Raw genomic sequence first — 13329 nt, forward strand, 5'->3', positions numbered from 1 at the left:
GAGCACGTTTAATGAGCTTCGGCGCCGATGAAGAAATCCTTCAGGATTTCCTGGTAGAAGCCGGCGAAATCCTCGAGCAACTGTCCGAGCAACTGGTCGAGCTGGAAAGCCGGCCCGATGATGCGGACCTGCTCAACGCCATATTTCGCGGTTTTCACACTGTAAAAGGGGGCGCCGGCTTCCTCCAGCTCAACGAGCTGGTGGAGTGCTGCCACATTGCCGAGAACGTCTTCGACATCCTGCGCAAGGGTGAGCGTCGGGTCGACGCCGAGTTGATGGATGTGGTGCTCGAAGCGCTGGACACGGTCAACAGCATGTTCGGCCAGGTCCGCGAGCGCAGCGAGATCACCCCCGCGACGCCGGAACTGCTGGCAGCGCTGGCACGCCTGGCCGAACCTGCCGGCGAGGACGTCGCCGCGCCCGCCGTGGTCCAAGCGCCGGCGGCGGTCGAACCGCCAGCGGCCAGCGAAGACATCACCGATACCGAGTTCGAACAGTTGCTCGACTCCCTGGATGCGGTCAAGGCCCAGGCCGAAGCGGCCGAGCAGGCGCCGGTCGAGGCGGCCTCCGGCAACGCCGACGAAATCACCGACGCCGAATTCGAGTCGCTGCTCGATCAGTTGCATGGCAAGGGCCAGTTCTCGCCGGACGTGGCCGAGAGCGAAACGCCTGCGGCAGTATCGCCGGCCAGCGACGAAATCACCGACAGCGAATTCGAGGCCCTGCTCGACCAATTGCACGGCAAGGGTACCTTCGCCGCCGATGGGCTGCCCAAGGCTGAAGCCGCCGCCGGCGCTCCCACCGCCGAGCCTGCCGGCGAGCACATCACCGACCACGAATTCGAAGCGCTGCTGGACCAGTTGCACGGCAAAGGCAAGTTCAGCGGTGATGCCGTAGCTGCCGAGGCACCTGCTGCTGCTACAGCTGTGGCACCAACGCCTGCGGCCAAGGCTGAAAGCAAGCCGGTGGCCAAGCCTGCACCGGCCGCTGCCGGCAAGCCCGCCGCAGCGGCCGGCGCCGCCCCGGCACGCGCTGCGGCGCCGGCTGCGGACAAGCATGGCGCCAGCGAAGCGGAAACCACGGTGCGCGTCGACACGGCACGCCTGGACGAGATCATGAACATGGTCGGCGAATTGGTGCTGGTGCGTAACCGCTTGGTGCGCCTGGGCCTGAACAGCGGCGACGAGGCCATGTCCAAGGCCGTGTCAAACCTCGACGTGGTCACCGCCGACCTGCAGACCGCGGTCATGAAGACGCGCATGCAGCCGATCAAGAAAGTCTTCGGCCGCTTCCCGCGCCTGGTTCGCGACCTCGCCCGCCAGCTCAAGAAAGAGATCAACCTGGAGCTGGTCGGCGAAGAGACCGACCTGGACAAGAACTTGGTCGAGGCCCTCGCCGACCCGTTGGTGCACTTGGTGCGCAACGCCGTCGACCACGGCGTCGAGACCCCCGAGGAGCGCGAGGCGTCCGGCAAGGCGCGCACCGGTCGGGTGGTGCTGTCGGCCGAGCAGGAGGGCGACCATATCCTCTTGTCGATCTCCGACGATGGCAAGGGCATGGACCCCAACGTGCTGCGCGCCAAGGCCGTGGAAAAGGGCCTGATGGACAAGGACGCGGCCGACCGCCTGAGCGAGTCGGACTGCTACAACCTGATCTTCGCCCCGGGCTTCTCGACCAAGACCGAGATCTCCGACGTGTCTGGCCGCGGTGTCGGCATGGACGTGGTCAAGACCAAGATTTCCCAGCTCAACGGCTCGATCAACATCTTCTCGGCCAAGGGCCAGGGCTCGAAGATCGTGATCAAGGTGCCGCTGACCCTGGCGATCATGCCGACGCTGATGGTGATGCTGGCCAACCAGGCCTTCGCCTTCCCGCTGGTCAACGTCAACGAGATCTTCCACCTGGACCTGTCGCGCACCAACGTGGTCGATGGCCAGGAAGTGGTGATCGTGCGCGACAAGGCGCTGCCGTTGTTCTACCTCAAGCGTTGGCTGGTCCAGGACCAGCAACATGAGGAGCAACTCGAAGGGCACGTGGTGATCCTGTCGGTCGGCACCCAGCGCATCGGCTTCGTGGTCGACCAGTTGGTGGGCCAGGAGGAGGTGGTGATCAAGCCATTGGGCAAGATGCTCCAGGGCACTCCGGGCATGTCCGGCGCCACCATCACTGGCGACGGTCGTATCGCGCTGATCCTCGACGTTCCGAGCATGCTCAAGCGTTACGCCGCCCGGCGTATTTGATTTCGGCGGCGCGACCTGGCGGTTGCGCCGTCTAATGGAGTGTTTATGGCAGTCAAGGTCCTGGTGGTGGATGATTCCGGTTTCTTCCGCCGCCGTGTCTCTGAAATCCTCTCGGCGGACCCGACCATCCAGGTCGTGGGTACCGCGACCAACGGCAAGGAAGCGATCGACCAGGCGCTGGCACTCAAGCCCGATGTGATCACCATGGACTACGAGATGCCGATGATGGATGGCATCACGGCCGTGCGTCATATCATGCAGCGCTGTCCGACCCCGGTCCTGATGTTCTCTTCGCTGACCCACGAAGGCGCGCGCGTGACCCTCGATGCGCTGGACGCTGGCGCCGTGGACTACCTGCCGAAAAACTTCGAGGACATCTCGCGCAACCCCGACAAGGTCAAGCAGATGCTGTGCGAGAAGGTGCATACCATTTCGCGCAGTAACCGCCGTTTCAGCAGCTTCTCCAGCCCGACGCCCAGCCCGGCGACCAGCGCGCCGAGCAGCAGCGCAGCGTCGAGCAGCGTCGCCAGCAGCCCTGCGCCCGTTCGCAGTGCCGCCCCGACACGCCCGAGCGCGCCGGCAGCCAGCCACTCGCCGGCGCCCAAGCGCAAACCCTACAAGCTGGTCGCCATCGGCACCTCCACCGGCGGCCCGGTGGCCCTGCAACGGGTGCTGACGCAACTGCCGGCCAGCTTCCCGGCACCGATCGTGCTGATCCAGCACATGCCTGCCGCCTTCACCAAGGCCTTCGCCGAGCGTCTCGACAAGCTGTGCAAGATCAGCGTCAAGGAAGCCGAGGACGGTGACGTGCTGCGTCCGGGCCTGGCGCTGCTGGCGCCCGGTGGCAAACAGATGATGGTCGATGGCCGTGGCACGGTGAAAATCCTGCCTGGCGACGAGCGCCTGAACTACAAGCCGTGTGTGGACATCACCTTCGGTTCGGCAGCCAAGACCTACGGCGACAAGGTGCTCTCGGTGGTGCTCACCGGCATGGGCGCCGATGGCCGCGAAGGGGCGCGCCTGCTCAAGCAGGGCGGCAGCACCGTATGGGCCCAGGACGAGGCCAGTTGCGTGATCTATGGCATGCCCATGGCCATCGTCAAGGCCAACCTGGCCGATGCGGTGTACAGCCTGGACGACATCGGGCGCCACCTGGTCGAGGCCTGCGTCTGATGGACGTGCTCAGTCTCATCGGCCTGATCCTGGCGTTCGTCGCCATCGTCGGCGGCAATTTCCTTGAAGGTGGCCATGTCGGTGCCTTGCTCAACGGACCTGCCGGGCTGATCGTGCTGGGCGGTACCCTGGCCGCAGCGCTGCTGCAGTCGCCGCTGTCGGCGTTCAAGCGTGCGCTGCAGATTCTGCGCTGGATCCTGTTTCCACCGCGCGTGGACCTGGCCGGTGGCATCGACCGGGTGGTCAACTGGAGCCTGACCGCGCGCAAGGAAGGCCTGCTGGGCCTGGAAGGCGTGGCCGATGCCGAACCTGACCCCTATGCCCGCAAAGGCTTGCAGTTGCTGGTCGATGGCGCCGAACCGGAGTCGATCCGCAGCATTCTGGAGGTGGATTTTCTGACCCAGGAAAGCCGCGATATCCAGGCCGCCAAGGTCTTCGAAAGCATGGGCGGCTATGCGCCGACCATCGGCATCATCGGTGCGGTCATGGGCCTGATCCACGTGATGGGCAACCTGGCCGATCCGTCGCAACTGGGCAATGGCATCGCCGTGGCCTTCGTCGCCACCATCTACGGCGTGGCCAGCGCCAACCTGGTGCTGCTGCCGGTGGCTAACAAGCTCAAGGCCATCGTCCTGCGCCAGTCGCGCTACCGCGAGATGCTGCTGGAGGGGCTGCTGTCGATCGCCGAAGGCGAGAACCCGCGTTCCATCGAGCTCAAGCTGCAAGGCTTCATGGAGTAGACCATGCGCCGTCGCCGTCATACCGAGGAGCACGAGAACCATGAGCGTTGGCTGGTCTCGTACGCCGATTTCATCACCTTGCTGTTCGCCTTCTTCGTGGTGATGTACTCGATTTCCTCGATCAACGAAGGCAAGTACAAGGTGATTTCCCAGGCGCTGGTCGGGGTCTTCAACGACCCCGAGCGCAGCCTGCGGCCGATTCCCATCGGCGACGAGCGTCCACTGACGGTCAAGCCTGCCGAGCCGTTGATCAAGGACAGCGACCAGGTCGATGCCGGCCTCGGCCAGAGCAGCGCCGATGCGTTGAAAACCATCAGTGACGAGGTCGGCGCTGCCTTCGGCGACCTGATCGGTTCCAACCAGATGACCGTGCGCGGCAACGAGCTGTGGATCGAGATCGAGCTCAACTCAGCGTTGCTGTTCGGCAGCGGCGATGCCATGCCCAGCGATACCGCCTTCGAGATCATCGACAAGGTGGCCAAGATCCTCAAACCGTTCGCCAACCCAGTGCATGTCGAAGGCTTCACCGACAACCTGCCGATCCGTACCGCGCAGTACCCGACCAACTGGGAGCTGTCCTCGGCGCGCGCGGCGAGCATCGTGCGCCTGCTGGCGATGGACGGGGTGGACCCGGCGCGCATGGCCTCGGTGGGCTATGGCGAATACCAGCCGGTGGCCAGCAATGACAGCGCCGATGGCCGTGCGCGCAATCGCCGGGTGGTGCTGGTGATCTCGCGCAACCTGGAAGTGCGCCGCAGCCTGACCGGTTCGGGTACGGCCAATGCCACGCCGGACGCGGCATTGCGCCGTGCTGGCACACAAAGTGCACCAGCTTCGCCAGCCACGACGGCCGGGCGCGATCCCGTCAAATCTCCGTCACCGAATTTATAGACCGTTCCCGCAGGGACCCGCGCCCATGTCGGGAGGAAGCAACGCACGATGAGAGTCTGGGCAGTAGCCAATCAAAAAGGTGGTGTCGGCAAGACCACCACTACCATCGCTCTGGCCGGTCTGCTGGCCGAGGCGGGCAAGCGCGTGGTCGTCGTCGACCTCGACCCGCACGGTTCGATGACCAGCTATTTCGGGCACAATCCCGACGTACTCGAGCACAGCTGCTATGACCTGTTCCTGCACAAGGGCAGCGTGCCCGAGGGCCTGCCGGGGCAATTGCTGCTACCCACCAGCCACGAGCGGATCTCGCTGCTGCCCTCGAGCACGGCGCTGGCCGTGCTGGAGCGTCAGTCGCCCGGGCAGAACGGCCTGGGCCTGGTGATCGCCAAGAGTCTGGCGCAGCTGTGGCAGGATTTCGACTTTGCCCTGATCGACAGCCCGCCGCTGCTCGGTGTACTGATGGTCAACGCGCTGGCGGCCAGCCAGCAGTTGGTGATTCCGGTGCAAACCGAGTTTCTTGCGGTCAAGGGCCTGGAGCGCATGGTCGGCACCCTGGCCATGATCAACCGTTCGCGCAAGCAGGCGCTGCCTTATCAGATCGTGCCCACGCTGTTCGACCGCCGCACGCAAGCCTCGCTCGGCACCTTGAAGCTGCTGCGCGACACCTATGGCGAGCAGGTCTGGCAGGGCTATATTCCGGTCGACACGCGCATGCGCGATGCCAGTCGCAATGGCGTCACACCCTCGCAGTTCGACGGCAAGAGCCGTGGCGTCACCGCATACCGGGCGCTGCTCAAGCACCTGCTCTCTTACCGCAACGCCCTGCAGGTGGCCTGATGAATCACGCTCCACAGATCACCAGCAAGCCGCAACTGGCGTTGCAATCCTATCTCGATGGCTTGCTGCAGGACGCCACCGAGTTCGAAGAAGTGCCCGAAGCGAGTGCGCCGGCGCTGGAACAAGCCCCCAGCGACGAATTCGCTGCTGCCGTGCGTGAAGAGCAGGCCCGCGATGCGCGCCGTCCCGTCGAGACCCGGCCCTACGCCGAGCCCGCGCCGCGCGTTCTGCCTACGGTGCTGCCGCCTGAAACCGACGTCAGCGTCGACGACGCGTCGCCGGTTCAGGCCAGTGAATTGGCGGCGGACACCACGCGCCAAGTACAGCTCGTCGAGCCCGTCGCGCCGCTGGTCGATGTGCACTTGCCGGCGCCTGGCGCGCCGGTGCCCCCGGCCACCGTCGACGGTCGTCCGGCCTGGGCGGCGGAGCCCTTCGAGTGCCTGCTGTTCGACGTCGCCGGGCTGACCCTGGCGGTGCCGCTGGTGTGCCTGGGCTCGATCTACAGTCTGGAAGGGCAGGAGTTGACGCCGCTGTTCGGCCAGCCCGACTGGTTCCTCGGCATCCTCACGTGCCAGGCCGGTAACCTCAAGGTGTTGGACACCGCGCGTTGGGTGATGCCCGACCGCTACCGCGACGACTTTCGACAAGGCCTGCACTACGTGATTTCGGTGCAGGGCTACGAGTGGGGCCTGGCCGTGCATCAGGTCAGCCGCTCGCTGCGCCTGGACCCTCAGGAAATCAAATGGCGCAGCCAGCGCGGTCAGCGCCCCTGGCTGGCGGGCACGGTCATCGAACACATGTGCGCCTTGCTCGACGTTGCCGAGCTGGCCGAGCTGATCGCCAGTGGCGCGGTCAAGCAGATGAACATCACACACAACTGAATCGGCGCCGCAGCTGCTGCGACCATAACGAGCACACCGCCACCGGCGGACTGAGAGGGCTAGGGTAATGAAGAAGTCGTCTGCACAAGGTTCCGAAGATCCGATCCTGCAATGGGTCACCTTCCGTCTGGACAACGAGTCCTACGGCATCAACGTGATGCAGGTGCAGGAAGTCCTGCGCTACACCGAGATCGCCCCGGTTCCGGGCGCGCCAAGCTACGTGCTGGGCATCATCAACCTGCGCGGTAACGTGGTTACCGTGATCGACACCCGTCAGCGCTTCGGCCTGATGCCGTCGGACATCACCGACAACACCCGCATCGTCATCATCGAGGCGGACAAGCAGGTGGTCGGCATCCTGGTCGACAGCGTGGCCGAAGTGGTCTACCTGCGTCAGTCGGAGATCGAGACCGCGCCGAACGTCGGCAACGAAGAGTCGGCCAAGTTCATCCAGGGCGTGTGCAACAAGAACGGCGAACTGCTGATTCTGGTCGAGCTGGACAAGATGATGAGCGAGGAAGAGTGGTCGGAGCTGGAGAACATCTGAGGTGATCTTCGAGGCTGCCGTCATCTTGCTCGCGTTGTTGTGGGCGCTGAGCCTGTGGTTCTTTCTCAACTACAGCAAGCGCCAGCGCGAGCTGGCCGCCCAGCAGGCCCAGGGCGATGCGCTGCGTGACCAGCGCATCAAGGACCTGGCCAAGCGGCTGGACGACTACCAGAACGTGACCGTGCGCATGGGCGAAGCGATTCATGAATTGCGCGCGGTGGTGGCGCCGTTGCCGGAGAAGCTGCTGCAACTGGAGCAGCGCGATCCCAACAGCGTCACCTTCTCCCAGGCCGCCAAGCTGGTGGGCATGGGCGCCAGCGTCGAGGAACTGACGCAGAGCTGTGGCCTGACCCAGGCCGAGGCCGAGCTGATGAGCCGCCTGCACCGCGGCTGAGTGGCCCACAGGCGCACTGACGCGCGCGTGGGCCGCTTGGCATTGGGCTGAAACACGCCGGGATCAGCCTTTGGCCCAGGAGTGCAGGCTGCCGACCTTGGCCAGGCGGTTGAGTGGCAGGAGACTGCGCACCAGTTCGGTGTAGCGGTCCAGATCGACGAACAGGCCTAGATTGACGATCTTCATGCAGCCCAGGTTCGCCACTTGGCGCAGTTGGCTGAGGGCGGCAAGCCGGCGGTCGATCACGTCCGTGACCACGCGCGGTCCGGTCAGCGCACTGAGGCGTCGGGCGTAGCGATAGAAGGCGGCTGGATCCTCGGCGAATGTCGGCCGCCAGGTATGGAAGTCCGGCGTTTGCGACAGCCTGGTATGGATTTCTTCGGAAATGGCCTCCAGCGTAGGGTTGCCCGCGTGGCTGCCGATGAAGCTGGTGTTGAACAGGCAGTTCATGCCCAGGGTTTCGTTGCTGATCGGCGGCTGCAACAGCAGCCCATCGGGGCTTGTCGCCAGCTCCACCGCGTCCAGCGCCTCTCCCGGCGTACCGACGCCGACCCCATTGTCGAACTGTCGATAGCCTCCTGCGCCAAGCAGCGTGTCGTCCACATCCATGTACAGTCCGCCGTCGTGGTACAGCATGCGGTAACGCAGGATGTCCGAGGCTGCGGCGAATGCACCGCCGTCAATGGCAGCTTGATAGTGCGTGTGGTACTTGCTGTTGCGCAGGGCGGCGAAGAATGCCTGGTCTTCCAGTGGCAGCACCTGCAGGCTGGGGGCCTCACGGACCAACTGCGCCAGGTTCTGCTCGAACGCCGAAGGGGTCGCCCGCGACAGCAGCAGGCGCAGGGTGTAACTGCTGTCCTGCACCAGTTGCGCATTGTGCGCGAGGTTGGCGATCAAAGCCTCGGAGAGCACCTTGTCGCCGACCCACAGGCACGTCAGCGTTCGTGCAATGGGCTGCAGGGCTTGCGTCGCCGGCTCGGGCAACACGATGGGCAGTTGCAGATCGACACCCAATGCGCGAAGGCTGGCGCTGCGCATGGCGTCGTCGACCGGACGCAGGCGCACGTCGACCCGGGCCAGGTCACGCCGGCCGGGGCGGGCAGTGAAGTAGCGCGGATTTACCTCATTGATATCCTCTTCGCACATGAACGCATCCTGTTCCAGGTCGTACACCACCTCGGCGTTGTAGCCATGCAGGGAGGCCTCCAGGCGATCCGGCGTGCCATCGTACAGGCAGTTGCGCACCACCGCTGCGGACACCGCGGGATCGGCACCGGCCACTGGCGCAATGGGGTCTGACACGTGGAAGTAAGGGGCCATGTCCAGATCGGGTAGGTGCGGCGGTGATACTGGGCTCAGCGGGTAGCCCCAGTGTTCGTTGACCCGGGAGGGGAAGACGAAGTTGTCGCTTTTCACACGCAATAGGGTCGAGATCCTGGCCGCGCTCTCCAGTGCCAGTGGCGCCGCGTTGAACAGGCCGAACACCATCGCCTCCAGGCCTTCGCTGGCTTGAGACTGCGTGCGCGCTTGCAGGGCCTGGTCCAGGCCCAGGCCGAATTGGGCGATACCGCCGACGGCAAACAGCGGCCAGAGCTCGGGCACGGCCAGCGCCAGGGGAGCCAGGTAGGTCATGGCCGAGGACAGGTAGCCACGCCAGCGGGCTTTGCTGACTTCGCTGTCGGCGTGGATGAGGAAGTCGGCGTCTTGATAGCTGCGCTGGCGGTATCGCGTGGCCAGGGTGTGGAACAGATCGCCGCTCAACGTCGGGCTGTAGCTGGACGGCTTGTAGTTGACGTATTCGCGCGGTGCCCAGACCCCAGCGGCGGTGAAGCCAGGCCGCTGGCTGTCCAGATGGTAGAGATGGGGGTAGACCCCCAGGCCGCCCAAGGCCGTTTCCAGCCCGCTGAAGCTCAGGCCGTCCGGGGTATCGGCCGGGTTGAAACGCGCTTGCAGTGCCTCGCGCGTGGGCGCACTCCGACATTGCTCGCCGAACCAATCCTGCAGTTCGCCCTGATTGGCGAAACTCAGCAGTGGCGAGGCATTGCCTGGCACGTACAGCACGATCAGGTCGCTTCCCTGGGCCTGCACACACACCAGGTCGGTGCTGGCGTAACCGTAGACATTGAGCATGCGTACATCGATCGGGCGCGGCGAATGCATCACCCCGGCAGCCCTGAAGGCCAATCGCCGTCCTTCATCGCTCAGGCTGCCTTCGCTGATCTGCTTGTTGCATGCCGCGATGAAGTTCAGTTTCAGCGAGTCGCGGTAGCTGTCGAAATGCTCGGACCAGTAAGCGTCGAGCTCAGCCTTGTAGGCCCGGTTGAAATCCAGGTCCCAGACGAACGACTGAAATGCCGAAACCGACAGCGGCAGCAGACTGTGCTGGTCATAGACCTGGGGCTCGCTGCGCCGGAACAGACCGCTGAGTACGTAGTAGTTCTGCGCTCCGGTCTGGTGCGGCGGCTGCAGGGCGGAGACGATGCGGATGTGCCGCGCGCTGCCTGGCGGCTGCTGCGGCCGGAGCAGGTGCGGTACAGCCTCCAGATCCGGCGGCGCTTGCCAGTTGCTCAGCAGCGCCTGCGCCAGGCTCTGTCGCTGGACGACGACGCCGTTCCAGCCGTCGCTGCCGGCTTGGTAATGCAGGGTGGCGGCAACGATCTGCTCGGCAGGTACGTCGATGCCTTGGCTGGGCAGCCACTGGTCGAGTGCCGCGATGGCCTGACGGTCTGGGCGAGGGAAGGCTGCCAGGTGCTGGCGGGCGAAATCGATACCTTTGGCGTTGAGATAGGGGATGGGGATCATGGCAGATACCTGGGTCGAGGGTTGAGGATCGCGGTGTCGTACGGTGCCGATCAGTGGTTCAACCAGGAATGGGCGCGGCCGATGTCGGCCACATCGCCCAGGGGCGCGAAACTGGCCAGGGCGTCCATCAGCGCACGGCTGTTGACCACGCTGAACACGTCGTGGACCGGCGAGGCCAGCAGGGTGCAGGTCTCGCGCAACTGGCGCAGCCACGGCAGATGCTGGTCGATCACATCGTTGAGCACGCCGGGACCGGTCAGCAGGTTCAGGCGGCGGGCATAGTGGTGCAGACCCACCGGATCCAGGTCCGGGTCCGGATGGTGATCGTAGAAGGTGGGCTCCATGCGGTAGCGTCGCAGGATCTCGTCGGAAATGGCGTCCAGGGTCGGATTGCCCGCATGGCTGCCGATCAGGCTGCTGTTGAACTTGATGTACATGCCTAGCCGGTCGTTGGACACCGGTTGCGCCAGCAGCAGCCCATCGGCGCTGCAACGCAGGTCCTGCTGCTCCAGAGGCAGGGCGACGCTACCGTCCTTGGGCAGCAACAGGCTGTCGTCGGTGTCCATGTACAAGCCGCCGAAGTGCTTGAGAACGCGATAGCGCAGGATGTCGCAGGCCGAACTGAAATGCGTGGCGCCCAGGCCGTCGCCGCGCAGCGCCGCCTGGTACTGCGGGTAATAGGCAGAGCGCTCGAATTCGAGAAAGAAGGGCTGTTCTTCGAGGGTGCGGATTCGCAGCCGCGGCGCCACCGCATTGAGCTGGCTGACGTTGTGGTCGAAGTTCGCCACGTTCTGGCGTGACAGCAGCAACTGATACTCGTAGCGACTACCGTGCAGCGCTCGGGCGTTGTGGGCGATGGCGTCGATGAACGGCTCGCCCAGACGACGATCGCCCAGCCAGACACTGGTGATCAAAGGCTCCAGCGGCGTGCGCGACATGTTTTGGTAGGGGGTGTAGTCCAGCGGTAGATCGACGTGGATACCCAAGGCGCGCAGCGTCGCCATGCGCTGCAGGTCGCTGACGGTTCTGCTGTCGGTCATGGGTACCAGAGCGTTGGCGTGCTCGGCGCTGACGATCCAGCGCGGCGGGCTTTCCTGGCGGATCTGTGACAGCCGAATGAAGCTGTCGGTGTTCAGCTCGTAGCAGACCCAGTCGTTCTCCAGCCCATCCTCTGTTTGCAGCCAGGCCGCGAAGCGGTGTTGCAGGCTCTCGTCGATTCGAGTAACCACGGCAGCGGTTTGCGTGGACGCTTGTACGGTGGGCTCGTGAAACGCCGCCTCGGCCGGTTGCAGGGCCAATGCCTCGGCGCTGTCGCTGCCTTGCAGCAACTGCCTGAAGCTGACGAAGCCGGGGCGGCACCAGCGATACAGCGCGCTCGATCGGGCCGCCGCCGTGCCGACCACAGGGAGCGCGTTGAACAGGCCGAATACCTGGTCCTGGACGCCAGCGACCTTGTCTTCCAGCGAGCGGCCGTTGAGCACACGGTCCAGGCCCAGGCTGAACTGCGCCAGGCCGCCTGCGGCCAGTAGCGGCGCCAGGGCAGGGATCACCATCGCGACCGGTGCCAGCATCACCAGCGCGATGTTCAGATAGCGGGTCGCGCGAAGCTTTTCGATCTGTTGATTGCTGACGACCTGACTGTCGAGCGTGGCATAGGCGCGCTGTTGCTGGTGGCGCGCCAGGTAGCCGAACAGCTCTTCGGCAATGGGCGGGTTGTAGTGGTCGGCGCGGTAGTCGATCATCAACTCGGGCGTCCATAGCCCACTGGTGGCGAAGCCCGAATGGGAGGGCAGGAAACGGTGTGGCTGCGGATAGCGTCCCAGGCCCGCCAGTGCGGTTTGCAGGCCGCTGAAATCCAGGCCATCGGGCCAGTCGAGCGGACTGAAGAGCGTCAGAAGCGCCGCGCGGCGGTCGGCCGACTGGCACTGGCGGGCGAACCAGTGTTTCATTGCCAAGGGGGTGTCGAAGCTCAGGAACGGACTGCTGTTGCCTGGGATGTACAACAAGGTCAGTGCACTGTCCTCGGCACGCAAGCACAGCAGCGAGGTGGCAACGTAGCCGTAGACGTTGAGCAGCGAAACCTTGAGCGTGAGCCTGTTTTGACGTGAGATGCCTGCGGCCTGCCAGATCATCTGCCGCGCCTCTTCGCTGAGACTGCCTTCGGCGACTTGCCGATTGCAGGCGGCGATGAAGTTGATCTTCAGGGCTCGCTGGTAGTCGTTCAGATGAGCCGACCAATAACCATCCAACTGCGCCTTGTACAGGGTGTTCAGGTGCATTCCCCAGATGAGCGTCTGGAAGTCTTCTGCTCGTACCGGCAGGCGCGTAGCGGGGCCATAGAGCGCCGGTGTCTGGCGCCGATAGAGGCCGTTGAACACCCGATAAGGCGAGAACCCTGGCGAGGTGCCCTCGGTGTTCAGACGTTCGACCAGGTGCAGCACGCCACTGGGTGCGATCCCAGCCCAATCACCGAAATGAAAGCCCCCATAGCCTTCGGCACTTTCGCCTTGCCAATTGCTCAGCAGGGCTTGGACTGCATTCATTTTCTGGGTGATCACCGCGTTTTCACGGAAATGCTGCAGGCCTTCGCCGAGCGGTTGGAGCTGGTAGTGGAAGGTGACGACGTCGATTTCCTGCGCAGGCGTATCGATGCCTCGCGCCTTCAGCCACGGGCGCAACAGGCTTTCGGCCAGAGCGTCCGGCCGAGGGAAATCGACGAGTGCCGCGTGCACCAGGTGCAGGTTTTCGGCGGGGATAGGGGACATGGCCATGCGGGCCTCCGTGCAGAGCAGTGGAGGACAGAGCTTGGCGCCATGGGGGGCGG

The 13329-nt window shown here is 64.7% G+C and carries 10 protein-coding genes; 8 read left to right on the forward strand and 2 right to left on the reverse strand.

Going from position 1 to position 13329, the window contains the following annotated elements; genetic code table 11:
• The first annotated feature begins 11 nt into the window (after positions 1 to 11).
• The 8 genes from GKC70_RS08500 to GKC70_RS08535 all read left to right on the forward strand — a co-directional run bounded on the left by GKC70_RS08500 (position 12) and on the right by GKC70_RS08535 (position 7703).
• Entirely contained in the window at positions 12 to 2240 is a 2229-nt protein-coding gene (locus GKC70_RS08500) for a chemotaxis protein CheA (RefSeq protein WP_342651057.1), read from the forward strand.
• Positions 2241 to 2285: 45 nt separating this feature from the next.
• Complete coding sequence (locus tag GKC70_RS08505; RefSeq protein WP_029614965.1) at positions 2286 to 3413, forward strand: chemotaxis-specific protein-glutamate methyltransferase CheB; 1128 nt, start codon at positions 2286 to 2288, stop codon at positions 3411 to 3413.
• The gene (locus tag GKC70_RS08510; RefSeq protein WP_039578908.1) at positions 3413 to 4153 is read left to right on the forward strand and encodes a flagellar motor protein; all 741 of its coding nucleotides are present in this window, start codon (positions 3413 to 3415) and stop codon (positions 4151 to 4153) included. Before GKC70_RS08505 ends, GKC70_RS08510 begins: the two co-directional genes overlap by 1 nt.
• A gap of 3 nt (positions 4154 to 4156) precedes the next feature.
• Entirely contained in the window at positions 4157 to 5044 is an 888-nt protein-coding gene (gene motD, locus GKC70_RS08515) for a flagellar motor protein MotD (protein WP_295482283.1), read from the forward strand.
• 48 nt (positions 5045 to 5092) lie between these two features.
• A complete protein-coding gene (locus GKC70_RS08520; RefSeq protein WP_116888655.1) occupies positions 5093 to 5881 on the forward strand; it encodes a ParA family protein in 789 nt (262 codons plus the stop codon).
• On the forward strand, positions 5881 to 6762 hold the full coding sequence (locus GKC70_RS08525; protein ID WP_342651058.1) for a CheW domain-containing protein: 882 nt from the start codon (positions 5881 to 5883) through the stop codon (positions 6760 to 6762). The genes GKC70_RS08520 and GKC70_RS08525 overlap by 1 nt, the downstream gene beginning before the upstream one ends.
• Positions 6763 to 6829: 67 nt before the next feature.
• Positions 6830 to 7309: a chemotaxis protein CheW gene (locus GKC70_RS08530; protein ID WP_029614967.1), complete on the forward strand. Its 480-nt coding sequence runs from the start codon at positions 6830 to 6832 to the stop codon at positions 7307 to 7309.
• Position 7310: 1 nt separating this feature from the next.
• Positions 7311 to 7703 carry a DUF2802 domain-containing protein gene (locus GKC70_RS08535; protein ID WP_039578900.1) on the forward strand — a complete coding sequence of 131 codons (393 nt, stop codon included), beginning with the start codon at positions 7311 to 7313 and terminating at the stop codon, positions 7701 to 7703.
• A gap of 63 nt (positions 7704 to 7766) precedes the next feature.
• Here GKC70_RS08535 and GKC70_RS08540 read toward each other — a convergent pair whose 3' ends face one another.
• Together GKC70_RS08540 and GKC70_RS08545 are read right to left on the reverse strand one after the other, a co-directional pair.
• The gene (locus tag GKC70_RS08540; protein WP_342651059.1) at positions 7767 to 10505 is read right to left on the reverse strand and encodes a DUF6543 domain-containing protein; all 2739 of its coding nucleotides are present in this window, start codon (positions 10503 to 10505) and stop codon (positions 7767 to 7769) included.
• Positions 10506 to 10555: 50 nt separating this feature from the next.
• The gene (locus GKC70_RS08545) at positions 10556 to 13276 is read right to left on the reverse strand and encodes a DUF6543 domain-containing protein (RefSeq protein WP_342651060.1); all 2721 of its coding nucleotides are present in this window, start codon (positions 13274 to 13276) and stop codon (positions 10556 to 10558) included.
• Between the last annotated feature and the right edge of the window lie 53 nt (positions 13277 to 13329).

It is taken from the genome of Pseudomonas sp. REB1044 (assembly GCF_038813925.1).
GTDB lineage: Bacteria > Pseudomonadota > Gammaproteobacteria > Pseudomonadales > Pseudomonadaceae > Aquipseudomonas > Aquipseudomonas boreofloridensis.

Excerpts from the sequence above, each read along its gene's own strand:
- GKC70_RS08510 (WP_039578908.1), top strand. The coding sequence starts at position 3,413 with ATGGACGTGCTCAGTCTCATCGGCCTGATCCTGGCGTTCGTCGCCATC.
- motD (WP_295482283.1), top strand. The coding sequence starts at position 4,157 with ATGCGCCGTCGCCGTCATACCGAGGAGCACGAGAACCATGAGCGTTGG.
- GKC70_RS08505 (WP_029614965.1), top strand. The coding sequence starts at position 2,286 with ATGGCAGTCAAGGTCCTGGTGGTGGATGATTCCGGTTTCTTCCGCCGC.
- GKC70_RS08545 (WP_342651060.1), bottom strand. The coding sequence starts at position 13,276 with ATGGCCATGTCCCCTATCCCCGCCGAAAACCTGCACCTGGTGCACGCG.
- GKC70_RS08520 (WP_116888655.1), top strand. The coding sequence starts at position 5,093 with ATGAGAGTCTGGGCAGTAGCCAATCAAAAAGGTGGTGTCGGCAAGACC.
- GKC70_RS08540 (WP_342651059.1), bottom strand. The coding sequence starts at position 10,505 with ATGATCCCCATCCCCTATCTCAACGCCAAAGGTATCGATTTCGCCCGC.
- GKC70_RS08525 (WP_342651058.1), top strand. The coding sequence starts at position 5,881 with ATGAATCACGCTCCACAGATCACCAGCAAGCCGCAACTGGCGTTGCAA.
- GKC70_RS08530 (WP_029614967.1), top strand. The coding sequence starts at position 6,830 with ATGAAGAAGTCGTCTGCACAAGGTTCCGAAGATCCGATCCTGCAATGG.
- GKC70_RS08500 (WP_342651057.1), top strand. The coding sequence starts at position 12 with ATGAGCTTCGGCGCCGATGAAGAAATCCTTCAGGATTTCCTGGTAGAA.